Annotated in this window: 22 protein-coding genes and 2 pseudogenes; 12 read left to right on the forward strand and 12 right to left on the reverse strand. The window is 47.4% G+C overall.

What is annotated here, in order from left to right; translation table 11 throughout:
- Positions 1-131 precede the first annotated feature (131 nt).
- Positions 132-1,805, forward strand: coding sequence for a DUF342 domain-containing protein (locus CIK04_RS07055; protein WP_039466973.1), 1,674 nt, complete (start codon positions 132-134; stop codon positions 1,803-1,805).
- Positions 1,806-2,175: 370 nt separating this feature from the next.
- Here CIK04_RS07055 and CIK04_RS07060 read toward each other — a convergent pair whose 3' ends face one another.
- Genes CIK04_RS07060 through CIK04_RS07070 form a run of 3 tightly spaced genes read right to left on the reverse strand, consistent with a single transcriptional unit; the run spans position 2,176 to position 4,017 of the window.
- Positions 2,176-2,607 carry a DUF6527 family protein gene (locus CIK04_RS07060; protein WP_097353100.1) on the reverse strand — a complete coding sequence of 144 codons (432 nt, stop codon included), beginning with the start codon at positions 2,605-2,607 and terminating at the stop codon, positions 2,176-2,178.
- Positions 2,598-3,803: a ThiF family adenylyltransferase gene (locus CIK04_RS07065; RefSeq protein ID WP_097353101.1), complete on the reverse strand. Its 1,206-nt coding sequence runs from the start codon at positions 3,801-3,803 to the stop codon at positions 2,598-2,600. The genes CIK04_RS07060 and CIK04_RS07065 overlap by 10 nt, the downstream gene beginning before the upstream one ends.
- Positions 3,778-4,017, reverse strand: a complete 240-nt coding sequence (locus tag CIK04_RS07070) for a multiubiquitin domain-containing protein (protein WP_097353102.1) — start codon at positions 4,015-4,017, stop codon at positions 3,778-3,780. The genes CIK04_RS07065 and CIK04_RS07070 overlap by 26 nt, the downstream gene beginning before the upstream one ends.
- 541 nt (positions 4,018-4,558) lie before the next feature.
- Between CIK04_RS07070 and CIK04_RS07075 the strand changes: the two genes are divergently transcribed.
- Positions 4,559-5,503 (forward strand): WYL domain-containing protein, encoded by a 945-nt coding sequence (locus CIK04_RS07075; protein ID WP_097353103.1) that lies wholly within the window; start codon positions 4,559-4,561, stop codon positions 5,501-5,503.
- Positions 5,504-5,793: 290 nt separating this feature from the next.
- On the opposite strand, the gene CIK04_RS07080 is transcribed toward CIK04_RS07075, so the two are convergent.
- Positions 5,794-6,273 carry a DUF1456 family protein gene (locus CIK04_RS07080; protein WP_097353104.1) on the reverse strand — a complete coding sequence of 160 codons (480 nt, stop codon included), beginning with the start codon at positions 6,271-6,273 and terminating at the stop codon, positions 5,794-5,796.
- Between the two features lie 296 nt (positions 6,274-6,569).
- Positions 6,570-7,166, reverse strand: a complete 597-nt coding sequence (locus CIK04_RS07085) for a tyrosine-type recombinase/integrase (RefSeq protein ID WP_045593690.1) — start codon at positions 7,164-7,166, stop codon at positions 6,570-6,572.
- A 350-nt stretch (positions 7,167-7,516) separates the two neighbouring features.
- Here CIK04_RS07085 and CIK04_RS07090 point away from each other — a divergent pair, with 350 nt between their 5' ends.
- The gene (locus CIK04_RS07090; RefSeq protein ID WP_097353105.1) at positions 7,517-8,725 is read left to right on the forward strand and encodes an MFS transporter; all 1,209 of its coding nucleotides are present in this window, start codon (positions 7,517-7,519) and stop codon (positions 8,723-8,725) included.
- Positions 8,700-9,656, forward strand: a complete 957-nt coding sequence (gene yidZ / locus CIK04_RS07095; RefSeq protein ID WP_017045330.1) for an HTH-type transcriptional regulator YidZ — start codon at positions 8,700-8,702, stop codon at positions 9,654-9,656. Before CIK04_RS07090 ends, yidZ begins: the two co-directional genes overlap by 26 nt.
- Before the next feature lie 261 nt (positions 9,657-9,917).
- On the opposite strand, the gene CIK04_RS07100 is transcribed toward yidZ, so the two are convergent.
- Both CIK04_RS07100 and accD read right to left on the reverse strand, forming a co-directional pair.
- Positions 9,918-10,949, reverse strand: coding sequence for a DUF1176 domain-containing protein (locus CIK04_RS07100; protein ID WP_097353106.1), 1,032 nt, complete (start codon positions 10,947-10,949; stop codon positions 9,918-9,920).
- Between the two features lie 81 nt (positions 10,950-11,030).
- A complete protein-coding gene (accD, locus tag CIK04_RS07105) occupies positions 11,031-11,897 on the reverse strand; it encodes an acetyl-CoA carboxylase, carboxyltransferase subunit beta (protein WP_097353107.1) in 867 nt (288 codons plus the stop codon).
- A gap of 110 nt (positions 11,898-12,007) precedes the next feature.
- Between accD and CIK04_RS07110 the strand changes: the two genes are divergently transcribed.
- Positions 12,008-12,907 (forward strand): LysR family transcriptional regulator, encoded by a 900-nt coding sequence (locus CIK04_RS07110; protein ID WP_015728475.1) that lies wholly within the window; start codon positions 12,008-12,010, stop codon positions 12,905-12,907.
- 107 nt (positions 12,908-13,014) lie between these two features.
- Here the strand turns inward: CIK04_RS07110 and CIK04_RS07115 are convergent, their stop codons facing one another.
- Complete coding sequence (locus CIK04_RS07115) at positions 13,015-15,447, reverse strand: M9 family metallopeptidase (RefSeq protein ID WP_097353108.1); 2,433 nt, start codon at positions 15,445-15,447, stop codon at positions 13,015-13,017.
- Positions 15,448-15,725: 278 nt separating this feature from the next.
- Between CIK04_RS07115 and CIK04_RS07120 the strand changes: the two genes are divergently transcribed.
- Positions 15,726-16,340, forward strand: coding sequence for a histidine phosphatase family protein (locus CIK04_RS07120; protein WP_097353109.1), 615 nt, complete (start codon positions 15,726-15,728; stop codon positions 16,338-16,340).
- Between the two features lie 252 nt (positions 16,341-16,592).
- Positions 16,593-17,324, forward strand: a complete 732-nt coding sequence (locus CIK04_RS07125) for an EAL domain-containing protein (RefSeq protein WP_223848371.1) — start codon at positions 16,593-16,595, stop codon at positions 17,322-17,324.
- A 55-nt stretch (positions 17,325-17,379) separates the two neighbouring features.
- Here CIK04_RS07125 and CIK04_RS07130 read toward each other — a convergent pair whose 3' ends face one another.
- The 3 genes from CIK04_RS07130 to murQ all read right to left on the reverse strand — a co-directional run bounded on the left by CIK04_RS07130 (position 17,380) and on the right by murQ (position 20,992).
- On the reverse strand, positions 17,380-18,438 hold the full coding sequence (locus CIK04_RS07130; protein ID WP_097353110.1) for a porin: 1,059 nt from the start codon (positions 18,436-18,438) through the stop codon (positions 17,380-17,382).
- 165 nt (positions 18,439-18,603) lie between these two features.
- Entirely contained in the window at positions 18,604-20,064 is a 1,461-nt protein-coding gene (gene murP, locus CIK04_RS07135; protein ID WP_097353111.1) for a PTS N-acetylmuramic acid transporter subunit IIBC, read from the reverse strand.
- Positions 20,065-20,089: 25 nt separating this feature from the next.
- The gene (gene murQ, locus CIK04_RS07140; RefSeq protein ID WP_026050237.1) at positions 20,090-20,992 is read right to left on the reverse strand and encodes an N-acetylmuramic acid 6-phosphate etherase; all 903 of its coding nucleotides are present in this window, start codon (positions 20,990-20,992) and stop codon (positions 20,090-20,092) included.
- Between the two features lie 246 nt (positions 20,993-21,238).
- Here murQ and CIK04_RS07145 point away from each other — a divergent pair, with 246 nt between their 5' ends.
- Both CIK04_RS07145 and CIK04_RS07150 read left to right on the forward strand, forming a co-directional pair.
- Positions 21,239-22,087, forward strand: coding sequence for an SIS domain-containing protein (locus CIK04_RS07145; RefSeq protein WP_011082036.1), 849 nt, complete (start codon positions 21,239-21,241; stop codon positions 22,085-22,087).
- A gap of 172 nt (positions 22,088-22,259) precedes the next feature.
- Positions 22,260-23,474 (forward strand): RsmB/NOP family class I SAM-dependent RNA methyltransferase, encoded by a 1,215-nt coding sequence (locus tag CIK04_RS07150; RefSeq protein WP_039467002.1) that lies wholly within the window; start codon positions 22,260-22,262, stop codon positions 23,472-23,474.
- Between the two features lie 69 nt (positions 23,475-23,543).
- On the opposite strand, the gene CIK04_RS07155 is transcribed toward CIK04_RS07150, so the two are convergent.
- Positions 23,544-24,629 (reverse strand): YdcF family protein, encoded by a 1,086-nt coding sequence (locus CIK04_RS07155; protein WP_080541712.1) that lies wholly within the window; start codon positions 24,627-24,629, stop codon positions 23,544-23,546.
- A gap of 277 nt (positions 24,630-24,906) precedes the next feature.
- On the opposite strand from CIK04_RS07155, the pseudogene CIK04_RS07160 reads away from it, so the two are divergent.
- From CIK04_RS07160 to groL, 3 genes and pseudogenes are all read left to right on the forward strand, one after another.
- Positions 24,907-24,993 (forward strand): annotated as a pseudogene (locus CIK04_RS07160) (sugar O-acetyltransferase); the annotation flags it as partial.
- Positions 24,994-25,159: 166 nt separating this feature from the next.
- Positions 25,160-25,450 (forward strand): co-chaperone GroES, encoded by a 291-nt coding sequence (locus CIK04_RS07165; RefSeq protein ID WP_038939291.1) that lies wholly within the window; start codon positions 25,160-25,162, stop codon positions 25,448-25,450.
- A 34-nt stretch (positions 25,451-25,484) separates the two neighbouring features.
- A pseudogene (groL, locus tag CIK04_RS07170) lies at positions 25,485-26,823 on the forward strand (chaperonin GroEL); the annotation flags it as partial.

The raw sequence follows: 26,823 nt of genomic DNA on the forward strand, positions 1-26,823 counted from the left end.
GCGTGAATAAGGGGGGTTTTTGCTTTAGTGATGTGAGCCCGATTATTCTCTTTTGCCGATTTTCACCGGATCGTTAATTAGTTAGACTGGTTCAAGAATTTTTATTTTAGTTGTAGTAAGCGACCGTCTATATGTGGAAACTCTGCCTTTCATGGAACGAAAAGAAGACTGAAATTACCGCCAAATTGCCTGAGGCCGATTTGGGAAGTGAGCTCGTCAGAAAAGAATTGGATGCCGTCATCGCTGAGATGGAAGGCGCAGAGCTTTATCTTGATGACGCAGAAGTCGTTCGTTTTCTCAACTGCGCGCGTGAGCGTAAGGCCGAAGCGTATGATGGCATCGTCATCGCCAAGCGACTCAATGCTCAACTAAACATTGAGCTGACTGACAACGACATGCTTGCCAGCATGAAAGTCACCGGCGCCTATGGTGGCCGTGGATTGCGCGGTAGTGAAATTGTTCATGCCTTGGCTCAAGCTCGCGTTACCAAAGGCATCAACAAGTTGGCGCTGAAAAAAGTGCTGGTGGTGAGTAATCAACTCAAAGCCGGCGAAGAGTTTGTCCAACCGGTGGCGCAGGGCAAACAGCCAATCAAAGGTAAAGATGCTCAGTTTGTGCCTCTGGTGGAAGACATTACCAAACGTGTGTTGAAGCCGGAAAAAGGCAAATCCGCGAACGCCAAAATCGATATGCGTAACCTCGGGGCCACCATCACCGTTGATAAAGGTGATGAAGTGATGCGCCGTGAACCTGCAACCAAAGGCACTCCAGGCTTTACCGTTCAAGGCAAAATCATTCCACCTCAAGCTGGCAAAGATGCTCTGCTCAAGCCCGGCAAAGGTACGGAAATCGCTTCCTACGATCCAAATCTTCTCATTGCTAGCCAATCGGGCATGCCGCTCATCAAAGAAAAAACCATCGAAGTGGACAGTGCACTCTGTTTGAACAACGTTGGCGTGGGCACGGGGCATGTGAAGTTCAAAGGCAATGTGGTGATATCTGGTGATATCGAAGCCGGCATGATGGTGCGTGCGACAGGCTCTATTACCGTGGGCGGGTTTATCGAATCGGCCGATGTTCAAGCCCAAGGCGACATTGAAGTGGGCAAAGGCATCATTGGCCATACGGTTAGCGATGGTGAGCCACGCAGTTGCTCGGTCAAAACCAAAGGCAAAATTGTTGCTAACTACGCCCAATACAGCGAGCTACAAGCGGGCGGTAACATTGAACTTGCGGTGCACTCTTTTAACAACGAGATTCGCTGTGGACACGATTTGCTGGTGATCGACGCCAATGATCGTAACGGCACCTTAAGCGGTGGCGTCGCTAAGGTGGGCGGCAAAGTGCGTTGTGTTCAACTGGGAGTGGAGGGGGATACCGCCACCAAAGTGGAAGCCTTCGCCCGTTTCAGTGCCTACAAAGACAAAATTGCCTCCCTGAAAGAGCAATACAAGCTTGCCCAAGAAGAGACGATGGATGTCATCCGTCGTGAGCTCGAATTTAAGAAAACGCCGAAATCGCAGCGCGAAGAAGGCATGGAAGAAGCCATCGCGCAAATGAAAGCGGAAAATAACGCCCAGCTGGAAGCCGTTAAAGGCCAGCTAGAAACCCTCGATGCCGAGTTCAACGCCTTACTGGAGCTCAACACTGTAGAAGCGACGGAAAAAGTCTTCACCCGCGTGACCGTCCAATTTGGCGATGAACAAGTGATCACCAAGCGCACCCACGGCGGCAGCATCTTTAGCTTCAACCAATACGAAATCAAAGTCTCCTCAACCTTAGAAGAAGAGGACGTCGCAGTGTAGCGATGTGCGAGCGAGTTAGAGATAGATGCTCTAACTCGTTTTTGGACAGACGCGCTTTAGTGCTATTGAACTAAAAAAACATTCAGGATTAGAATAAGTACCTTGGAACCTTAAACGCTTGTAGCAATACTCAGAACATCGAACCATTTATAGGACGCTATCTATATAAGAAATACCTTAACTGCTCCCTAGTTAACCTATTTAGGTTTTGATACCTATAAATACGCTTTCTGAAACATTGCTCTTCCCCAATACAGTATGATCTCGGTAGAAAAATGACCACCTATAAACTTGATGGTCATGATGTTGTTACTGATGGAGAATGATGAAGCTCATAACCTATCAATCTAATCTGGGATAAATACATAAATTACGATCTGATTCCCAATAAGCGCTTCACACGGTTCCATAACGTCACGACAAAGCTGACAAAAGCGAAAGGTTCTCGTTGTTCATTACGTTGCTGGATAAACCTTTGCTTATCAGCAATATCCTGTTGTTCCACCTTTTTGATTTGAGCCGATGAAATTCCTTTCGCCCACAAGACGCCATTTTCACGGATGAAATAGTGAGACTGACACTTGTACTTCCAGTTTCCTACAGATGGAAATAGAGAAATGCCATTTGATGTCATGGTATATTGCCAGTCGACTGGTGAAAGAGGTGTTACCACCTCTTCACCACAGCCACAGCAGCATTTGTGAATTGCTATCTCATATTCATCACTAATATAAAGCTTTCCGCTTTCTATCTGTTCAGGAATGAAGGCAACAAAAACTGGCGTAATCTGTCTTACTCGCATTGCTCCTCACTCCGAGAAATGGATTGGAAGGGTTGGGTATAAACCATGTTATGAGGGTAGTCACATTCTCCTTGATAGAAAGACTTGTATTGCTTCCATAACCCAACAGCCAGCATAGCGTTTATTCCATTCATATCAGCAACCTGAATATTGCTCTTATAAATAGCCTCGTCCGGGTCATCATCTGCAAAAACCAGATATTTAGATAAATGATCATGTTTTTCCGGGGTAGCTAACGTTACCCGACAACTGCCTCGTAATATGGCATCCCCGTAATCCAGTTCAATGCGCTCTATTCCCAGCCCAACATCAATGAGAGGTATACCTGTTTCTACAAGGTAATCAGTCAAAAGTTTTCTGGCGCTACCACTATCAATAGAGAGAAAAACAAAATCACAATCCTTCAGTATCGATACGTTTTCAGCAGTAATGAACTCATCAACGATCTGGATGTTCTTGTGCATTTGTGAATACAAATCCTGATAGTACTCAACTTTTTTCGGTTTCTTCTCCAGCACCTCAAACGCTATTGCTCCTGGCGAGCGGAAAGCGTTATGAGGTTCCAGAATATCCCCGTCACATAGCAGAATGGAACTCACTGGCGTTTTGGCCAACTGATCCAATATGTAGCTTCCGGTTCCCCCAAGCCCGACAATCGCAACTTTGTCACCCTGGAACTTTTGACTCAATGCCGTAATCCCAACACGGGACGAAGCCGTATCCGGATACTGAAACACAGATTTACAGTCACGTTCACGGTGGATACACCCGGTTCTGGCATCAGCATTGGGATCAACTGTTCTTGCCTGGCTAACAAACAAAGTATGATAGTGAACTACCTTGTCATAAAAGTTGGTAAAGGGCTGGTTGTTAGGCTTATTGGAAAGATAATGCTGAGCAGTAAAACCCTGAAACAGTTGTTGAGGTCTCGAATGATTGACCACCTGTATCATTTCCTGCCCTGAACTCATAAAAGGCTTATTAGCCTGAAACCACATAGTGTGGTCTGTAGGGACAGTATCTTGTTCCCCTATACCTGCATAGGGACAGGCAAGCACTCCGAGCTCAACGACGCCTTCTGAATTTAAATAAGGGATGGAATGAACCAGCAAATGCTGGTTCACAATTTCCACATCGTAACCTTCATCAATTAAACGAAGAATAGATGGGTTATGATCGGTTCGTTTTGTTGACATTGAACTTCACCCCATTTCTGATTGCCACAGACTGACCTTCAGTCAAAGTGCCATCAGGCATTTGAGGTCCCATATATGTCACTGTAAAAACAATCCCCAAGTTGGATTCTCCGGGGTATGCAAGTTCAACAACTTCTGTGTAAGAAATAGTGTCACCTTCAACTTTCTTCGGGCGACCATTAACAATGATGTTCGTTGGTTTATCATGAACCATAATAAATTACCTTTCTTTAGGGCGGGGAACACCCGCCTGAATTATCAAATTAACGTGGTAGAGAGCGTTTATGTTTGCAGACTTGTTCTAGTCGGCCGAAACGGCGACGCACATACGCGCACACATCAACGATTTTTGGTCTAGACATAGCTAGTCCTCCAGCGAAAATGGGAGGAGAATCTCAATTTCAATTTGAAGAAAAGCAATAGAAAGGTTACAATTTCAGTCACCACAACCGTTTTGTATCGATTCTATCGAGACGAGACTCCTCAACATAATCTCATTAGCTTTGCTAATGCTTTTCTTGTTGGGACAATCAACCTGAGCGAAAGCTCGGGTTTTTTTGTACCTAAGAGAAAGTAAGCTTCCTCCATATGACTATCATGGTAACCAAACAGAACTAATGATGTCAACTAAGTTTTAAATTAAAATCAACTTTGATCACTTAACGAAAGGTCTTAAGTGAACTTATTTCACTACAATGACAAATTAATATTTCGATTTTTCTAATAAGACGTTAGAATTAAGGCACATTCAAGCAATGCCTTTAAATACCATGAATACTATCAATTCACTTTCAAATCACGAGAAAGTAGGCAGCCATGCTAAGGCTGAAAGATTAGCCTTCATTGACTTCAAAGTACGATATGAAGGGGTCATTTATCGTGGAGACATAGCACGAGAGTTTGGTGTCTCAGATACGATCGCATCAAAAGACATCGCCCTATACAAAGAGGTAACAGATGGAAAAAATCTACTACCTACAAGAGCAAACACCATTGATGTAGAAAGATACTCTCCTTTAGTCAAAATAAAAGCGCACAATGCTTTAGATATGATTTTCGAAGGCTTCTGTCGCAACAAACTAAATGAGAATCACCCAAGAAACTACAAGAGAGCTTGTTATACCGCAGATCTATCACAAGAAAATGTAAGCATAATTACAAGAGCTATAAGTAGAAAAAAACGCGTTCAATGTAGTTATGTCTCAGCAAACAGCGACAAACGCAAGCTAAGAAAACTTGAACCCGTAGGTGCATACTATGATGGACTTAACTGGATCTTCAGAGCATTAGACTTATCCGATGAAACAAAAGTTATCTATAAAAGTTTTCATTTTTCTCGAATTATCACGGTAACTGAAACAACTGAGGATGCACTTGCCTCAGTGGAAAACGATGCAAAGTGGAACTCCATAATTCCTATGCAGCTTCAACTCCACCCCTATTTGACTGAGATACAAAAAGAAGGGTATAGAAAAGACTTTGGCATGGAAGAAGGTCAAGACGAAATAGTGCTGACTCCAACACTTGTTGAGTCATGGTCAATAATAGAACGGTGGGGGATTGATACAAATATAACCCCTTTACCAATAAGTCGTTTTCCGTTTCACCTGAAAAATGCGGAGATGCTCCAGTCAATCGATGGCTTCAACTTTATCGTCACTGACTTACACCTAAACTTAGATAGTGGTGAGCGGCCTTAGATGTTGAATATGGTATTTCCAAAGCCCTTCGGATTGCCTGGAACATCTTGACCAGAATAGTGGCTCCTAACTGGCTAAGGTTATAGCTTAGGTTTATCTTGGTAGGGTCATAGGGGGCGGTGTGTGTCTTGATTCTAAAAGCCGACCAGATTTCAGCGTGGTCTGAAGAAAGACAAAGAGTAGACGTGATTGTGAAGCTCTAATATTGGTCTTTAGCATGATAAAAGCGAGTAGCCATAAAAAGGTTCTCGCTTTTTTAATCAATTACCACGTTCGATTCGAGATAAAAATTACCCAGTAAACTCTTCAGAATCGGGACGATTGGTAAACTGCACACCATTTAAGAAGTCGCGCAGCAGTTGGTCTTCACACTGTTTGTAGTTTTTGTTGTTTGGCTTGCGGAAATACGCACCAATTTCGTATTTACTTAAACTAATACCAACCACTTCTAATACGTCCAACACATCTTCTGCTTTCATGTCTAGCGCAATGCGCAGCTTCATGAGAATCATGTTGTTGGTCAACGTGACTTCTGGCTTAGGTTGCTCGCCGTCTTTTTTTCCTCGCTTGAGGTTAATAAAGCCATTTAAGAATACCGCTAACTCTTGATCCTTCATCTTAACGCAAGATTTGTCGCTTTCATCTTTTAACCAGTTTGCCACTTTATCGTGAGCCACAGTGACTTCGGCCTGCTCGAAAGCTTTCATTATCTGTGCGTTTTTAAGGTTTAACGCGTGTTGGATACGACGTAAAATTTCGTTGTTAGTCACTAGGGATTCCTAAAATGAGTTCTAAGGGTGAATAAAAATCCATCAATGACATGCGATCTGTGGGTGTTTTTATTCAATAGCGTAATTGACGGTGACTCTAACAGAGAACACGTTTCTTCGGTAGGTTAAAAAATGGAAATAAGACGGCCTATTCGAACGAGTTAGCTAAGTTGGTAAGCCCCCACTTTCATAGACACTATGCTGATTAGAAGAAGTAGGTCTATTTGTGAGGTAGAGGGTTACTGGCAAGGAATGGGGCACAGGCTTTTCAGGAGAAAAGCCTGTATCAGCAAGCCTCAGCAGTCTGTTTGCTCTGAGAGCCTCAGAGCGTCTTCCAGTTCCACTCCAAGGTAACGAATAGTGTTATCTAGCTTCGAGTGCTCCAGTAAAATCTGTACCGCTCTGATGTTTTTTGTTTTGGCATAGATCAAGGTTGCTTTAGTACGGCGCATGGAATGAGTGCCATAGTAGTCCGCATTCAATCCAAGTTTTACTGCCCAGTTCCTGATAATCGATCGATAGAATGAGTAGCTGATAGGTTGTCCTTTTCGGCGACCACTTGGAAACAAAAAACTGCTTGCCTCTAAGGATGCCGAGTAGATCCATCGGCTAATACTTTGTTGTGTTCTCGGGGTAATCTCGTAGTGGACGTCGGTTCCAGTTTTTTGCTGGATGCATTGAACCCTTTCATAGATTACACCTTGCGAAGAAACATCATATACATGCAGCCTTAGTAAATCACTTGCCCTTAATTTGCTATCAATGGCTAAGTTCAATAGTGCAAGCTGCATTAGGTCGCTTTCAAGCTCTAGCCTAGTTCTAATTCGCCATATTTCTTCCAACTTGAATGGTCGTTTAATGCCGCTGCATTTTCCCGAAGATAACTTTCTCATGTTGACCTCCTCTTCGATATTATTGGTCAACATAAAGTCTGGCTATAAACTGAAACTGTTCCACCCTGATAGCCATCGATCACGCAGTCGTTCAGGGTGCTCAGAATCATCCGTGAACAAAAGTGTTTAGTAACCGCCGTATTAGGTTGAATTTAGCAAAGACGCAGTAGCTCCAGGAAAAATCAAGCATGTATGAAAAACAGGGGCCTTACCGACGTTAACCCCTGACATACCCATACATTTCATTTACTAATGTAGTAAATGGAAATACCTGTTGTCATAAAGGTAGCGCGCCAAGTTCAGTGATGTCTCATATTATCCTCATAAGACCAACCACTTACGAGACCACCATGAAACCAGCGGCTAATGTATCCCGATATCTGCTATGCAGCTTTGCCTTTGTGCTGCTCTATCCCACTGCCATCGATCTCTATTTGGTTGCCTTGCCACAAATTGCCAACGATCTTTCTGCAAGTGAATCCCAACTTCATATCGCCTTCTCTGTTTATCTTGCGGGTATGGCTTCTACTATGGTGTTTGTAGGACGAGCTGCTGACCGTTTTGGCCGTAAACCTGTCGCCATGTGTGGGGCAGTGATCTTCTCGCTTGCTTCGACGTTGGCAGGTTCAGCGGAAACCAGTGATAGCTTCCTAGTTATGCGTTTCTTCCAAGGCGTTGGAGCGGCATGTTGCTACGTTGTAGCCTTCGCTATTTTGCGTGATACCTTAGATGACCAAATGCGGGCTAAAGTGCTTTCAATGCTTAATGGCATAACTTGTTCTATTCCCGTGCTAGCACCTGTTATCGGTAATCTGATCATGATTAAGTTTCCATGGCCTGTGCTGTTCACTGCCATGGCACTGATGGGGGTAGCAATAGGTTTGATAGCTTGCTGTGTATTGAAGGAAACCTTACCTAAAAATGAGCGTCACTTTATCACTGCGAATGACGGTTCAAATGATTCACTGTTTAATCGTTTCTTTATCTCGCGCGTTGTTTACACATCCTTGGGTGTGACTGCGATTCTTTCTTATGTGAATACCTCACCGATGATTGTTATGGATATTCTTGGCCTTACAAGAGTTGAGTATTCTACGGCTATGGCACTGCTTGCCATGGTGGGTATGGTAACGTCATTTTTAGCGCCTGTGGCCCTCTCTTACTTCAAACAAACGACATTAATGTTTGCAGCTCAGGTAACCATTTTGCTGTCGGTTATCGTCATTCTTGCGGCTCACTTGAATGGCGATAACTCGACACTCTATATGGCTGGGTTCGCCTTAATCAGCATGGGCTTTTCAATGGGGTTTGGTGTGGCAATGAGTCAAGCACTCAGTTTGTTCTCTCGCAAGGCTGGGTTAGCAAGCTCCATGCTTGGTATTGCTCAGGTATCGTGTTCGGCAATATTTATCTGGTTGATGGCACTTTTAGGACTCTCGGCAGTGATGATATTAATCATTGCCTTGGTCGCGAGTGGCGTAATTGGCCTCTCTCTAATAGTATTGTTTCCATATCATAATGTTAGTGAAAGCCATGAAGAAATCTCTTGCCCGACTTGATCTCAATTTATTGCTCACTCTGCAGTTGCTCTTGCAAGAGCAGAGTGTCACGAAAACGGCGAAAAAGCTGAATGTAACCCCCTCATCGGTGAGTAAGTCACTGGCTAAATTACGTGATTGGTTTGACGACCCTTTATTTGTGAACACGCCGCTGGGACTTAAACCAACAACACTTGCGACGAGCATGCAAGAAAGCTTGTCAGACTGGATGCAAATCGGTAATCAGATTGCATCACGACGAGGTGATGATGCGCCGAGTGGTGTGAAGTTTCACCTTGGCGTCGAGTCTCCATTGTCACTCATTATGGTGGATGAGCTGACTAAACGAATTCATGACACGTATCCCGATTCTAAAGTGAAGTACCACAATTGGGATTACGATTCATTAGACGCGATTACGCGCGGTGAAGTGGATATCGGTTTTACGGGGCGAGAGAGCCACCCTCGCTCTAAGGAGTCGCTAGAGCTGCTGCCATATTTCATCAATTTTGAAGTTCTATTTTCCGACCTGCCTATGGTGTATATCCGAAAAGACCACCCAGCGATTGATCAGGAATGGAACTTGGAGACCTTCTTAAGCTACGCCCATATCAATGTTACATGGGAGAAGAACGACAGCTGGGCGTTGGATGAGATTTTGGCTGAGCAGGGACATACGCGCAATGTTAGCCTAACGATGGCAAGCTTCGAACAGGCGCTGTTTGTAGCAGAGAAGCCCAGCCATCTAATGTTAACCACGGCACCCAAGTATTGTCAGCGATATTGTGAACAACTGCACCCTAACTTGGTATCGCTACCCATTCCAATTTCGCAAGAATATCAGCATAAGCTACTGATTCCATTTACTATGATCTGGCATAAGCGCAATAATCAGAATCCTAAAATCGTATGGTTAAGGGAGACAATAAAAAGCTTGTATAGCGTAAATTGAATGTTCAGGTAACATATGAACAGCTCTCGCTAAATCATTGAGGTTAGGTAGGGACTTCCATTAGTTTTGGTACAACCCATTTAGAACGCTTTCCTCTATTCTGATACCGCTTTCAACTCATTTTGGGGCATTTCTGAGTGACGAAGTGCCAACTATTAAGGTTCCGGACAGTGATGAGTTGGAGAGCATGTCAAATTATCAACTATCTGAAGATTTGAAGTAATAAAGTTGTCAGTGCCGTAAAGGTTGCCTTCAGCATTATTATTGATTCAAATCTTTTGCGACAACTACTTCGCTCACCCAGATAGGCATTGGGTCAATGCCTCCTGCGGCAATGCCACGGCATAAACCGGTAGTACTGTCGTTAGAACGAACCATTGTTTTGCCATCAAACACCCAGCTTTCAAAGCTCCAGCAATCCCCCAATCCTCGGCCTTTGTGAGCCGAAGAAACGATGCCATCAGAATAGTCATTGCCGGAGATGTTAAGGAGTTTGGGAAGAGCAGATTCGCCTTCATCCAATAACCAGTAGCTTGAACCATAGTTATAAGCTGCCATCCAACAAGACGCTTCAATCAATGATTGACCGTTATTAAACTTTGCAATGGAGATTGAAGGCGACTCGTCAAACAGCCTGTCGCACTCAGTGCTGTCTCCCTCATTCTGATAGGTCGCACGAAGTTGTGGTAACAATTTGGCATATTGGGCAGATTCTGGTTCAAGCGATTTCATTGTTGCATCGCCGCCAACATTCACCAGAGTGGGGAGATCCGCTGCAGGAATCACTTTGGACTCAGCGCTCTGGCCTTTTGCGACAATCGCAAATGGAGTGTTCTGACGACCCTGATATTCATCCATCCTTCGAAACACCGCACTGGCACCATTGCCAGACAGTACCCAATTGGATTTACCATCGCCAATTTCTATCAGTGAATCTTTGGTTACCACAGCTAGAAGAGCCTGAACTTGCATAGATGTTAGGATGTCATGCTTTATCGGCCCCAAATCCCGAGAATCGATATACAGATTTATTTGCTCAGGCCAAGGATCGAAATCAGATTCGTCCCCCAGATACACTTTGGCTGTTACCGGCGTTGCAGGGCCAGCTTCACGGGTAAACATCACAGCAACAGGATTAAGGCTGTCAGTATCTGAATAGCCAGCCGCTCGGCAGGTGCCTGTATTATCACAAGCGAGATACCAATCCTTGTGTTGAAAGCCCTCTCCCTCAAACGCATTGGCAGAAAAAGCCACCAAGCCCAATGTGTATATAGCACTCCGAATATAGAGCATTAGCTTATTCCTTCTATACAATCTGCATGATTCAGTCAGTGAGCATACCATTGCCCGCTTAGGTTAGTGAAAACAGATAAGCTACTCGTTGGTCGAGAGTATTGTGTTTGTCATTTTTGCTAATAGCCCACCAATTCGTTTACGCATCTCGCGTCTATCCACAATCATGTCGAGTGCGCCGTGCTCTAAGAGGAACTCACTTTGCTGAAAGCCTTCAGGCAAGATTTCGCGAACGGTTTGTTCAATAACGCGACGCCCTGCAAAGCCGATCCTTGCTTTGGGCTCACCAATGTTAATGTCACCCAGCATCGCCAAGCTCGCAGAGACACCACCAAAAGTTTGATCGGTTAATACCGATATGTAAGGTAATTTTGCCATTGATAACTGATTTAAAGCGGCACTGGTTTTGGCCATTTGCATCAAAGCCATTAGCGACTCTTGCATTCGAGCGCCGCCGCATGCCGAGAAGCAAACCAATCCACAATTGTCCTCGATAGCCGCTTCAACGGCTGTCACAAAACGGGCGCCGACAACGGATCCCATTGAACCAGCCATAAAGGAGAACTCAAATGCACAGGCAATCACTGGTAAGCCCATGATTCTTCCTCTCATCACAACCAATGCGTCTTTTTCTCCGGTACTTTTCTGAGCCAGAGTCAGACGTTCCTTGTAGCGTTTTAGATCTTTGAAATGCAGCAAATCTATTGGTTCCAGTTCGCTAGCAAGTTCAGCTCGCTCCTCCTTATCCAAGAAACGTTCTAAACGTTGACGTGCCGACAACCTCATATGGTGATTACATTTAGGGCACACCTCTAAGTTCTCTGTGAGTGCCGCACGGTATAAGACCTGTTCGCAAGATGGGCATTGAGTCCATACCCCGTCTGGAACCGACGCTTTACGCGTACTAACGATGTTCTTCTTATCTAACAGTTTTTCTAACCAACTCATGGGGAACTCTTATTCCAAATTACTTTAGCTAAGAACATTGTATGAGCCTATTTCTGGTAATAAAGTAGTGATTATTGGATTGATAATCCCGAAATGTGGGACTAAGTGTGATGCTGGACAAGATTGATCAACAGTGGTTAAAAAGTTTTCTCTGTGTTTATGAGAGCAATAGTTTTAAACGTGCGGCGGAGTTTCTATGCTTGCCCACATCCAATGTCAGCCGACATATTGCTTTGTTGGAAGAACGGTTGAATACAAGGCTATTTGATAGAACGACACGCCGAATCGCTCCAACAGATGCTGGAGAGCTCCTTTATTTACGTGCACAACCTTTGTTGGATAAGTTGAATGATGTTCTTGAGGGTGTGACTCAACATTCTCATGAAGTCATGGGGCAGCTAAAAATTCTAATGCCGGATTCACCGGCTCTAGCCCAAGCAGTGGTCGATTTTTGTCGCTTTCACCCCTCGATTTCATTGTGTTGCGACACAAGCATCAGTCCTAAAGAGGATTTGCTGGACGGCTTTGATATCGTTTTAAGTTTTCATCGAGGTCAACTCGCAGACAGCAGTTGGATCGCGCAGGAGATTAAACGCTGGCCAAGTGTGGTGGTCGCCGCCCCAAAACTCTTGCAGCGCGTTCCCAGACCTTTTCAGATTACCGATTTAAAACACGTTCCATGCATCAGTAGTTTCACCGTGTTAAATGGTACACCGTGGGTATTCAGCAATGGCAAAGGTGAGCGGATTACTCAAAAAGTGCATTCTTCATTCAAAGTGAACAGCGGGCTTCTTGCTAAAACTGGCGCAGTTTCTGGCTTAGGTTTTTCGATACTGCCTGTTGAATTTTGCCAATCCGAATTGGATTTAGGCGTTTTGGAGGTGGTAGAAATGGAGTATGAGCCTGATGATTTAGTACTGTATGCTTTTTATTCTTCCCGAAAGCACTTGGCGAAAAAGATTCCGATGTTCCTTGATCATTTAAAGCGCCAGGCAAATATCGTCAATTGAATACAGTTTGAAATGAGAAAATGAAGGTTTTTCTCGCTTTAATTTTCAAAACCTCAAACGCCACCTTGCGGTGGCGTTTGTATTTCATTTGTCTTTCCAACTCATGATCAGTGGAAGTAAACCACCATCTCGACGTCATCGCCTTGTTGTGGCGCGTTGAGTGAAAAATGCAGATAACCCGCTTGCTCAACAGGAATCGCGAGGTATTGGTTGCTGCCAGCGTAGCGAGATGCAAACTGGTGCTGCTCTGGGGTTGGCCAATGTTCACGGCTGGCGTACAGGTTCACGTTGCCTTGGCTGTCCGAAGGGGTGAGATCGCTTAACCAAATGCGCACTTCGCTCACGCCCTCTGGTACATACACCGCGGCGTAGCGCTGCTGGTGGACGGTAAAATGCTGTGCCTGACCTGATTGCAGCATGACAGGTGCAAGGTCATCTTGCTCTTGGGTTGGTGGCGTGGGTGCCGCGGTGTCTATTGTTGCGGTTAGGTTCACGGCTTGGTAGCTACCACGGCCAGTGACGCTCAGATAGTAGCGGCCCGGTTTCACGTAGCCAGAAGCGTCGGCAGCAAACTGAATTTCCTCATTGCTGCCATCGACAAATTCGCTCACTTCAAAATCGTAATAGTGGGCCACTTGGTTGTAACTCATGTAGAGATCCGCATCGCCATCGCCCTCAATGGCCACGCTAAAGTGGGTGGTATTGGCGGGCACATCCACGTAGAACAGCTTCTCACTGTAGGCTTCGCCGCTGAGGGTAATGCGCTGATTGGCCTGCAACTGCGCCACACCATTGCTCGGTTCTGTTGGCGTATCTGGGTCGGTGTCTGGGTTTTCTGGCGTCACTTCTAAGCCATCTAACCAGCGAGCAAATTCGCCGTCGTATTGTTGGCCAAGAGTTTGTACTTGCTGCGCCCACTGTTCGAACTGGCCAGAACGCGACAAAGCCAATAGCCCCTCAACCTCTTGAGGGTGGTTTTCCAACATGAAGCGCACCGCCAAATAACCCCAGCGATAAATGCGATTGGTATCGTGCGAGTAGCTGGTGGCAAACACTTGCGAGAGGCTCATTTTCCCTTGGGCAATCAGTTCAATAGCCGCTTGGTAGCCCTGTTTGTAATGCATGTACTCAGCAAAACCCTCTAGCCACCAAACCACATGACCGTGAGCGAGGTTGTCGCTAAACGAGCCATATTGGTTAAAGCGCGCATCCAAGTAGTGGGTGTACTCGTGCTCTAGGTTCAGAATCGAGAGTTCTTCGCCATTGGCGTAGCGATAGGCGACAAAACGAGCGGTGTTATTCTCATCGGCCGGGTTGCCTTCAAGGTACTGCCCGCCGTTGTCGGTGGTGTTGCCAAACAGAAACGCGGAGTAATCGACATAGCTGTCATTGTTGGCGAACACCGCCACTTCCACACGTTGGTTGTGATCGTCCGCTACTGGCTGCATGCCAGTATTGGCCACTTGGTGGAAATCGGCTTCTTTCGCGGCCAACACATCACACGCTTTGGCGGCTTGTGCTGGAGTGAGATCTTGTGAACGGATGATCGCTGGGCCTTGGCATTCGTGGCGGTTAGGCAATACACGAGCGGCGAGATCGCGCTTCGCTTGCGGCAAATCCAAACCGTTTAACGCTTCTGGGGCGAAGTAGCTGAGCATTTCCACTGCTGCGAGCCACAACTTATCGTGCTCGCTACCCAATGGATAACGAGCCATCACGCGTTGCATTACTTGTACGGCTTTTTGTTTAGTGGCTTTGTTTGGGCTGGCGATCAAGCGGCCCGTTTCGCGCAGTGCGTTAAACACCAAAAAATCGGCATCAGTATCGAGCGCCCATGCGTTGTCATTCGCGAATTTTTCCAGCGTATCGATGTGTTGAGTGTTGCTGGCAAGGTAGCGATAAAACGCATCGTTGGCGATATGGCCCGCCATTGAGCGGAACAGGTTGTTGAGGCCATCAACCCACTGAGTATTTTTCGCTGTCTCAGGGTTAAACTGTTGCAGCGCCAGCATCATGGCGTCCATGGTCAGCGGCAGTTGCTTAATGTTGTCCACCATCAGCGTGAGGCTCTTCATCGCGCCCACTTGCTCACGCCCTTGATCAAGAGCATGAGGGTTGGCTAAAAACGCGTTGATGGTATGGGCAAACTGCTGGCCCAAGAGATCGGAAAAGGCTGCCACGTTTCCTGCGTTGTAACGAACGTAGTAGGCTGCGCGAACGTATTCGCCCAAGTTTTCAATGGCGCGCGCTTGCTCGGCTTCGCCTTGATACGCTTGTACCGCTTGGTGTAGTGCCACCTGAATGCGGCTTAAGCTCGCTTCGCTGTAGATGTTGTTCAACGTGTCAACTGAGGCAGAAAACCAACCACTGTAACAGGCGTAATCTGCGCTGGAGATGGCAGCGGCAAGATCGGGCGACTGCTGCAATTGGGCAACATCGCATTGGGTTTGTGCAAAAGAAGCACCAGAGACCGATGCGAGTAAACAAGCCAGAGCCAAACGGCGACGAGGGAAAGGAAGAAGAGACATAACCACACTCATTGATTAGTAAAATGATTTGAGCGGTGTGTTATATGCCCTGCGCGTTATGAAATGAAACTTGTCTCATAAATTTTATGAGCTCAGTTCAGAAAATAGATTTATTACTCTAATTTATAGATCTGACGGCATGAATTTTACTCGTTGAAAACGTTAATAAAAGATTAAATAAATGGAACGAAGTAACGTATAAACAGAGTCAACTTTGACTCAAAAACACGCTTTTGCAGCGGGAAAAAGTTTGCGGTAACGTGTTTGACCAGTGAATAAGGAGTCAACGTTTGAGACAGTTTTTTATTTTACGACATGGGCAAACCCTGTTTAATGCCGAGCAAAAATTACAAGGGCACTGCAATTCACCATTAACGGAAAAAGGTCAGCGCCAAGCATTGAGTGTGGGCCGAGTATTGCAAGCCCATCTTGAGTCAGGCTCATATCACGTCTATTCCAGTTCGTTGGGCCGAGCGTTGCAAACGGCAGAGATCGTTTGTCAGCAGCTAGGCTTTGCAGTAGAAGAGATCATCGCCGACGACCGATTAAAAGAGTTCTCGTTAGGGGATTGGGAGCAAAAAACCTTGCCCGAGTTGCAAGCGACACGGCCGAATCTTCTTGATGAGGCAGATTGGTATCTGCAAGCGCCCAACGGTGAACGTTATGAGCAAGTACAACAACGTTTATCACAATGGTTGGAAACGCTGCCAGAAACGGGGCGCTTTGTGGTCGTGAGTCATGGTTTAACGGGTATTGTGCTGCGCGGTATGCTGCTTGATTTGGACTATGAACAAGTATGGCAGCAAGATCTTCCGCAAGATGCGTTTTTTAAGATCGTGAATGGCCAAGTGGAGCGTGTAGACTGCCTAATGTCTGAAGGGCGAGCGCAAGCAGTCTCCGCGTAGTTTCAAGCACCAGAGATGGAATTCTCTGGTGTATGTTCAACATCGTCGGCGAATGGCGATGAGATAACGAGGAAGAAATAGGCCGACATTCCCATATAAACTTCCCCATATTTGAGACGCGTAGTCAGAAATTGTCTTGTCGACGTAAGAATTTGTAAGTTGGTATAGCCAGACAAAATCCTTTTGTTACTATCGATAAACGTATAATTAACAATCGTCAGTATGCAATATTTTCAGGTTATGGAGTCGATTTTGAGTAAAATTCATCCCAATGAGGAGGGGTTTTACTCACTGCATCTCGACGGGCTTAGGTTTGAGAGTGCGTTCCAACCCATCTATGACAAGACGATGGCCATTTATGGTGTCGAATGTTTGGTGAGGATTTTTGATGCACAAGGGCATTCCATCAATCCAGGACTCTTTTTCAGCGAACTGAGTGATCAACTCGAGCGCTTCTCGTTTGCTATTTTGGCTGCCTCGACCTTACATGTGCGAAACTTTGTCAAATCGAACTATCGCAACAAACACCTCTTTATCAACACTTCTCCGCTGCTGTTTGAAGAGCTGGCTAACAATCAAAGTGCCATTGATCACCTTGTGGGGGCGCTGAATTACTATGGTTTAGAACCCAATCAATTGATTTATGAGATCATGGAAACCGCGGGTGGCAGCGAGCGACTGGCCGTTAGTGGTGTGCAAAACTTATTGAATAACCAAATCAGAACCGCAATCGATGATTTTGGCTGCCACTATTCCACCAAAGAGCGGGTTCGTCTCCTTCATCCCGCGTTTGTCAAAGTAGATAAAAGCATTATTCAAGCGGGGGCGAGCCAAATGCAAAGTGCCATCGCCTGCGCGCATTCGGTTAACGCGCTAACCATCGCAGAAGGCATCGAAGATCAGCAAACCTTAAACCAATGCATTGAAGTTGGGTTTGATTATTTCCAAGGATACTACTTGGCGCGACCGACCAAACCCATGTGAGTGCTTACTTAGAGCAAAAGTCCGCTAGGCCAATTAGCCTAGCGGGTAAAGGTGATTACAGCTCGTAACGTAAGCCGAAGTGGTAGTAGCTTTCATCGGCATGCGCTCCCCCAAAGGAAGTTTCTTGGCCGCTGCTGTAGCCGCGCTCGCCGTTGCGATCCACATAGCTGGTGTAAATGGAGGAACGAGCAGTCAACTTGTATTGCACTTCTAAGGTAGCATCGTTCAGTTCTAGCTCGTCGCCGCCGCTGTTTTGCAATGAGCGATAACCCGCGCGCAGCGCCCATTTGTCGCTAAGGTTATACACCGCCGTCAGCTCCGTCACTTTATCGGTACTGGTTTGTGCGTAGAAGCCTTGCAGTTCATCTTCAGAATAGAGCGCCCCGAGCATCACATCACCCAAGTAATAACGCGTGCCGACACCCCAAAAAGTGTAATCGGTGTCGTTGCCTTCACGTGCGTCACCTTTGTTTTTCTGTATGGCCACCACTGGCGCTAGGCGGCCAAAGTCACCCATGTCGATGGTGTAACGCAGCGCGGCGTTGTAGCCGTAATCTAGCTCGGAAGTGTTGTTGCCCAGAATGTAAGCGGCAGAAAGGTCAAGATTGCCGAACTGATTTTGGTATTGCAGTGTGCCGTCTTGACGGAAAACCTGAGTGGCGGTTTTGTCCACTTTGTTGGCTTGGCGCGCCATCGAGACATCGGAAGAAGCAAACACATCGCCAATGTCAGTAAACATGATCAAGCCAGACGAAACACGGCCACCCGTGATACGGCCATACTCTTTGGCATCAATCCCCGCCCACACATAACGCGCAGTCAGAGCCGGTTTGTCGTTCACTTGGTTAGCGTATTCTGCTGCGCCAACTTGATACTGCGCCATGCCAATCACCGACACATGCTCGTTAATGGTTTGCGAACCACTCAGACCAATACGGCCATCAAATTCGCCCTTGCCATCGCCATGTGTATTGTTTTTGTTGGTGATGTTGAAGCCCAAACGAGAATAGAGATCGACCGTTGAGCCATCCTCTGCTTGATAAATTTCTGCCGCCAAAACGGTGTTAGAGATAAATGCCGCAGGAAGTAGCACAGAGAGAAGCGTTTTTTTCATTTTAATAACCTCAATGAGATGGGAAGTTTTCCGTTTTTCAGACACAGCAGCGCCCCTTCCGATGGTTCGAAATCCTAAAAGCGGTGTCTGTAGGGTTGGGTTAAGGAGTGCGCCCTTGAGTGCTCAAAGGCGCGGCCAGTTCATTCCTATAGGGGGAAGAATGAATCAGCTTAAATCGACGTCTTTGCTGCCAAAGAAGTAGGTGGCGAGGAAGCCGACCACGTAGGAGATGAGCAGGCCAACCACGAAGACCGCCATGCCAGCGAAGATGCCGCTGTGCGATGTCATCAGTGGGATCGCCACGATACCAGAAGGGCCAAACACGGTATTCAAACCGACAGGTAAGCCAAGGTAGGAAACCAAACCGATGAAGAAGCCGCCCGCCGCGCCACCAATACAGGCCGTCACAAACGGTTTGACGCGTGGCAGGGTGACGCCGTAAATCAGTGGCTCACCAATGCCGAGAATGCCCGGGATGATCGCCCCTTTCACTTGCGTGCGCAGCAGCGCGTCTTTCTTCGCTTTGAAATACAGTGCCAGTGAAGCCCCCACTTGGCCGCCGCCCGCCATCGCCAAAATGGGGAACAGTGAGTTAAAACCTTGCGCTTCCATCAGCGCAAAATAAACAGGCACAAAGCCTTGATGGATACCAAACACCACCGAAATCAAAAACAGACCAGCAAGAATCGCCGCGCCCAGCGGGTTGTCGTTGAGGTTCAAGAACAGCCAAGACATGCCTTTGAACAGCTCTCCACCGATAGGCATGATCACCACAAACGTGACCACACCCATGATCAGCAGCGTGACCACTGAGGTAAGAATCATGTCGAGATCATCGGGCATGTATTCACGCACTTTGCGTTCCACTTGCGCACCAATGATCGCCGCCAGCAGAACGCCGATAATGTTGCCTCGCGGGTCAATGGTGTAGCCAAAGAACTCACTCATGCCTGAGTAGATGCCAGAGGTGGCATCTGGGTTGTAGCCCAGCACAAAGAGTGACGCGAGAATGGCGCCGTTCACGCCAGAGCCACCAAAGGCTTGCTGCGCGTTATAGCCGATCAAGATGCTAAGGAAGGCAAACAACCCCTTGCCAAACACTTTCATGTAGGCGATCAGATCGAGCATAAACTGGCTTGGGGTTTGCTCCAGCACGAACATTTGCTCAAGCAGCGTAGCAAAACCAAGCAGCAAACCCGCGGCAATGAAACCGGGGATCAGCGGGGTGAAAATGGTGGCAAACTTGCTCAAAAAGCGTTGCACCGCGCTGGTCTGTTTGCTCTTCATTTGCTTTTTCTGCTCAGCGGCAACGCTGGAGAGATCGTTCGCGTCGCTGGCAATAGCCTGTTCTTGCACATCGCCATTAATGACGCTTTCAATCAGCTTGTTCATCAGCTCGGCCGCTTGCTGCGCTTTGCCGGGGCCAAGGATGATCTGAAATTGCTCATCGCTTTCCACCACGCCCATGACGCCGGGGATCTGCTTAATCACAGCCTGATCTGCCACGCCATTGTTGGCCAGTGTTAAGCGAAGTCGGGTCATGCAGTTGCCACATTTGCTGACATTACTGCTGCCGCCCACCGCAGCCAGCAGCTGCGAGATCATTGTTTGGGTTATCTTTGCCATAACGGTCTCCTTGAAACCTTAATGGTTACTTGTCGTTCAGCGCAGCGCGGATAAAACCGTTGTGCTGTTGTAATTTGTTTTTGGCTTGCTCGGCATCTAGGCCAGAAAGAATCATTAAAATCGCGGTCTTGCAGTGGCGATCGCATGCTTTGAGCGCTTCTTCTGCTTCTTCTGCGCACACGCCAGTGGCCTCTACAACGATGTTGGTTTGGCGTTGGATCAGCTTGGCGTTGGTTGCTTCCACATCCACCATCAAATTGCCAAACACTTTGCCACTGCGGATCATCGCGCCGGAGGTCAGCATATTGAGCACCAGTTTTTGCGCCGTGCCTGCTTTCATGCGAGAAGAGCCTGTGACCACTTCTGGGCCCACCACCGGCAAAATGGCGATTTGCGCCGCATCGGCCATTGGGCAAACCGGATTACAGGCGATCGATACCGTTGTTGCGCCAATTAAGGTGGCGTATTCCAAACCGCCCAACACATAAGGTGTGCGTCCGCTTGCGGCAATGCCGACCACCACATCGTTGGCTGTCAGGTTGAGTGATTTGAGATCGTTTTGCGCCAGCTCTCGGTTGTCTTCGGCATTTTCCACCGCTTTTAGAATGGCAGTGTGGCCACCGGCAATCAGGCCAACCACGAGCTCTGCCGGAGTGCCGTAAGTTGGTGGGCACTCACTGGCATCAAGAATGCCTAAGCGGCCCGAGGTACCTGCGCCCATGTAAATCAAACGGCCACCGTGGGCAAACGCATGTGTGATGGCATCCACCGCTTGGGCGATGTGCGGCAAAACCGCTTCCACCGCCAGTGCGACTTTCTGATCTTCTTGATTGATGACTCTGAGCATCTCGACGGTGGACAGGGTATCAATCTCTGCACTGGCTGGGTTGCGGCTTTCTGTAACCAAACGGCTTAAATCAATTTTCATGGTGGACATTTCTCGATAATAGGTTTTGAACTGAGGGCGATTCTATGGAATAAAATATTCGGTTTTGGTGATAAAAATCACACTTAAGGTTATTCTTTAGGCAGATAAACTCTGGAATAATGGGACTAAGTCAAAGGTAATAATGACCGTTATTTGAAGAAAAGTCGTTTTAAATTAGTGGATTGCTGTTTTCGGTTTTTATTTCTCGTTTGGAATAATTTATTTAAACTTTTTTGAGGTTTTACTGTGTCTGTTATCAATAAAATCGTCGCAAGACGAACTCAGTTGTCGCAAAGTGGCCGAGTGATTGGCGATTGGATTGTAGAAAATGCAGAAAAAGCGGCGCAATTAACCAGCCAAGAGTTGGCAGAGCAGGCACAAGTGAGCCAATCGAGCATCGTCAAATTTACTCAGCGACTTGGCTTTAAAGGTTACAGCGCGTTTAAGCTCGCTCTAACGGAAGAAATTGGTCGCAAACAAGCGATGCAGGCCACGCCGTTGCACAGCGATATTCTGGCCGATGATCCGCTGGCGGTGATTGCACAAAAGCTGATTAAAGCCAAAACCGACGCGATGTTTCAAACCACCAATGCGCTTTCTTATGAAGCGTGTCATCAGGCGGTGCAGTGGTTGAGTGAGGCAAGGCGCGTGCAGATCGTCGGCATTGGCGGCTCTGCGCTAACGGCAAAAGACCTCAGTTATAAGCTGCTTAAATTGGGTATCACCACCTTGGCCGAGCAAGACAGTCATGTGCAGATCGCGGTGGCGCGCACTTTGAGCGAACAAGATGTGCAAATTGCCATCTCGTTCTCAGGAGAGCGCAAAGAGATCTTAGTGGCGGCCGAAGCGGCCAAAGAGCAGGGAGCGAAAGTGATTGCGCTCAGCTCACCGAAAAAAAGCCGACTACGCCAAATTGCCGATATGACCTTCGACACCATTGCCGATGAAACCGAACATCGCAGCTCGGCGATTGCTTCACGCAGCGCACAAAACGTCATCACCGATTTGCTGTTTATCATTCTGGTGCAACTGCGTGATGAGAGCGCAAGGCAGATGATCAGTGACATCTCCTCTGATATTCGACAGATTTTGTAGCTCAGCGCGATTTATTGCGCTCACCCCGAGCAAGTGGTGAATTGCTTAACAATCTTGTGAACCATCGTGCCTTGCGAAATCAGCAAGTTAGCTGCGATGGTGTGCGCCTCGCTTGCTAGACCCGACAATAACTCCTATCATGTCGCGGTTTTTCTCTTCTTTGGATGCTTTTATGCTCAAATCGTCTCTTTCGCCTTCCTCTTCCAATCTGGTTCTTAGCATTCTTGATTTGGTGTTGAACGAAGGTTCGCCTCTGGATAGAGCCTATTCTCGCCACTTCTCTGAGTTGAATTTGATCAGCGCAGAGCAAGCTCGTATTACGATGGTGACTGGCGATGTGCTGCGCCGCCTCAACCTATACTGCTTTTTGGCCGATATCGATGCGTCGAACATCAGCCGCGAGAGCATGCGTTTGATTCACATTTGGCATAAATTCCACGGCTTAGCGCTGCCAAAAACCAATTACGCAGAAGCGATTGAAGACGATCTTTTCCAAGCAAAAATGGAAGAAGCCAAAGCACAACCCGCCCTTTGGGATGGTTGTCCAGAGTGGCTTGATGTGTTGGGTGAGCGTGAGTTAGGCGAACAATGGCCAGCAGAGCGTAGCGCGCTGGCGAAACCGGCTAAGCGTTACTTACGCGTTAACTTACTCAAGTGTGACCGTGATGATCTCGCCAAACGTTTGAACAAAGAAGGTGTGAGCACCGTGCCGGTGGACGGTGTGGAAAGTGCGCTGGAAGTGACGTCAAACTCGGCCCTATTTAAGACGCAATCTTTTGCTGATGGTTGGTTTGAGCAGCAAGATGCAGGCTCGCAAAAAGTCGCGGCGGCATTGGAGGTAAAACCGGGCATGCGCGTGATCGATGCGTGTGCGGGCGCAGGGGGCAAAACTTTACACTTGGCCGCGATGATGGCAGGTAAAGGCCGTTTGCTGGCGATGGATGTAGAAGAGTGGAAGCTCAACAACCTCAAAGAGCGTGCGCGCCGTGCTGGTGCACATAACGTTGAAACCCGTTTGATCACCAGCAGCAAGACCATCAAGCGTTTGAAGCTGTCGGCGGATCGCGTGTTGCTCGATGTGCCGTGTTCAGGCCTTGGCGTTCTCAAACGTAACCCAGATGCCAAATGGCGTGACACCGAAGAGCGTTTGCCAGTATTGATGGAGCTGCAAGCCCACATTTTGGCTAGTTACAGCCGTATGGTGAAAGTGGGTGGCATGTTGGTTTACGCCACGTGCTCCATCATGCCGTGTGAAAACCGTGGTCAGGTGGATGCGTTCTTAGCGGCGAACCCACATTTCCGTTTGATCGATGATGAAAACATCACCCCAGCTAACTCAGGCTTTGATGGTTTCTACTTAGCGCGTTTAGAGCGCATCGCAGAATAACCTAGCGATTTTCCCATCTTAAAAAAGCCAGAATCGATATTCTGGCTTTTTGTTTATTGGCGTTTCAGATTAACGAAACTCCAGTGGCGAAGAGCGGTAGCTCCACATGCCAAAGGTGCGCAGCGCATCGCGGTAAATCCCCAGTAACTCACCACTGCTGGCTTGTTTGAGCTCATTCAGCGGCTTGTCCGGGTAGGCCACGGTATCAAACGTGATATTGCGCGGGCCGGTTTGCCAAGTGGCGATTTCAAACAGAGTTTGGCCACGGCGAACATGGCTGGCAGAGCTAATGATGGTGGCGTGTTTTACTCCGTGACGCGCTAAGGCGTAGGCGCTGAACAAGGCATTATCCACGGTGCTGGTGGCGTAGTTTTCTTCAATAATGCGATTCGCGCTAATGCCGCGTTCAATCAACCAATCGGCCATCAACTTGCCTTCGGTTTTGTGATTTTGTGGCACACCACCAGTTAAGATGATCAGCGCTTCTGGATTGGCTTTGGCCATGGCGAGCGTGGTTTCTAATCGCTCGATGAGAATATCGTGCATCGAACCATCGGGATTGAGGGCATAGCCCAATGTCACAATGGCACCGTCACTGCCTAACGGACGTGTGGCTTTCTCTTTAAGGGGCGTTTGAAGAATGCGATCCACCGTGGAAAGAAGGCGTTTCAGATCCACCGCTCGACCTGGGTTAAGCGTGTTCAGTGCCGTGACATGCTGCTGATACGCTTGCTCGTTGCCCTTGAATTTTTGCCATACCGCAAGGTAGGTGTGCAAATCGACATCATCGGGGGCAACGCCCAGCGCCTGTTGAAACAGTTCAATCGCTTTATCGACATTCTTGTTGTAGATCTGCGCGTTGGCGGCAGAAATCAGCAAATCGGTACGATACGGTTCTAGCTGGTACGCTTCGAGCAAACGATCGGTCACGATTTCCATGTTGCTCGGCATTTTTGCAGTGAAACCCGCATGAGACACACGTGCTGGAGACTTAAATGCCACCACAGCATCGTGCAGCAGTTGATCAACCACTTGTCGCTGAGTGACCAGCTGTGCGTATTCTACCGAAGGTTTCACCGTAGTTTGTGCGGCCCATGTACTCATCGGTACGGCAATCACACTGCACAGCGCAATGGCAAGCAGATTCTTCTTCATTTTTATTCCTTAGGCTTGCGCCAAATGTTGGGGGACAGAAGCCCTCACACTACGAAATTGGCGTGACATTACCGTGAAGTAACACACAAAAAATTCGTCAATTTTCATTCGTTTGCATTTTTGGAATCAAAGTGTCAGTTGTAAGAAGGCCGCTGAACGGCCAGATGGTTTTACAGTGTAAATGGCTCGGACAGCAGCGAAGATCGAGGTTGCAATGACTCACCATTCATTCTTGCTATGGCGATATTTTTGTGGGCCATTGGCAACAATGTGTTACTCGGTGGTCACCAAAGATGTACCCGCCAATGTGGTGGCGGCGGGCAATCCGTGTCGTGTGATTCGGGCGTTGGACACCACGATTTAATAAACAACTTTTGTTGGTTTATAAAAAAAATTTTATCAAATTTCCCCCTTGAACTCTCTCTAACTGACCCTATTTTTTCTGCGAGAGCGCTGGATAGCCTCTCGCCAGAATTTGATTTATCAACCTGTCTTTTATCTTTTTGAGAATTAAGTAGGAGGCAATCTCAATGAACATTCGTCCTTTAAATGACAAGCTGATTGTTGAACGACAAGAAGTGGAAAACAAATCTGAAGGGGGAATCGTTTTAACCTCACAATCGGTTAAAAAATCCAATCGCGGCAAAGTGATCGCCGCTGGTCTAGGTAAACGTCTTGAAAATGGTGAACGCGCATCGATGGAAGTGAACGTCGGTGATGTGGTGATTTTCAATGACGGCTATGGCGTGAAAACAGAAAAAATGGATGGGAAAGAGTATTTGATCCTGTCTGAATCTGATGTGTTAGCCATCGTTGAGTAATGCATTTTAGTTGTGGTGAAAAGAGGAGAATATCATGGCTGCAAAAGATGTTTTATTTGCAAATGACGCACGTCAAAAGATGCTGAAAGGGGTCAACCTACTGGCAGATGCAGTGAAAGTGACACTGGGCCCAAAAGGTCGCAATGTTGTGCTGGATAAGTCATATGGTGCACCAACCATCACTAAAGACGGCGTTTCTGTTGCCAAAGCCATTGAATTAAAAGACAAGTTTGAAAACATGGGCGCGCAAATGGTGAAACAAGTGGCGTCCAAAGCCAATGACGAAGCCGGGGATGGCACCACCACGGCGACGGTATTGGCTCAAGCCCTGATCAACGAAGGGTTAAAAGCCGTTGCGGCAGGCATGAACCCTATGGATCTCAAACGCGGGATCGACAAAGCGGTGGATTCGGCGGTCGAGAAGTTACGTGCGATGGCCCAGCCATGCAGCGACAAAGAATCGATCACACAAGTGGGTTCTATCTCTGCCAACAGCGATCGTGCGATCGGTGAAATCATTGCTGAGGCGATGGAAAAAGTGGGCCGCAACGGTGTGATTACCGTGGAAGAGGGCCAAGGTCTTAGCAACGAACTCTCTGTCGTCGAGGGGATGCAATTTGACCGTGGCTATTTGTCGCCCTACTTCATCACCAACCAAGATTCTGGTGCGGTCGAGCTCGATAACCCTTATATCTTGCTGGTGGATAAGAAAGTCAGCAGCATTCGCGAACTGCTTCCGGTGTTGGAGTCGGTCGCGAAAGCCTCCCGTTCACTGCTGATCATTGCCGAAGATATTGACGGCGAAGCGTTGGCAACGCTGGTGGTAAACAACCTACGCGGCATTGTACGTGCTGCGGCGGTGAAAGCCCCCGGCTTTGGTGATAACCGCAAAGCGATGTTGGAAGACACTTGCCGTGCTCACCGCTGGTACGGTGATTTCTGAAGAGATCGGCCTAGAGCTTGAAAAAGCGACGAATTGAACAGTTGGGCAGTGCGAAGAAAGTCACCATTACCAAGGACACCACAACGATTGTGCGTGCGGCGCAAGAAAGTGCTATCCACGATCGTGTCGCGACCATTGAAAAGCAGATCGAAAATACCACTTCCAGCTACGACAAAGAGAAACTTCAGCAGCGCATTGCTAAGCTTTCTGGTGGCGTGGCCGTGATTAAGATCGGCGCGGCAACCGAAGTGGAAATAGAAGAGAAGAAAGCGTAGTGGATGACGCTCTGCATGCAACTCGCGCGGCGGTTGAAGAAGGGATTGTCGCAGGTGGTGGCGTGGCATTAACTAAGATTGCCAGCGAGCTTGCGGATCTGAAAGGTGATAATGACGACCAAAATGTGGGTATTCGTGTGGCGCTGCGTGCCATG

This window comes from Vibrio sp. 03_296 (assembly GCF_002265885.1).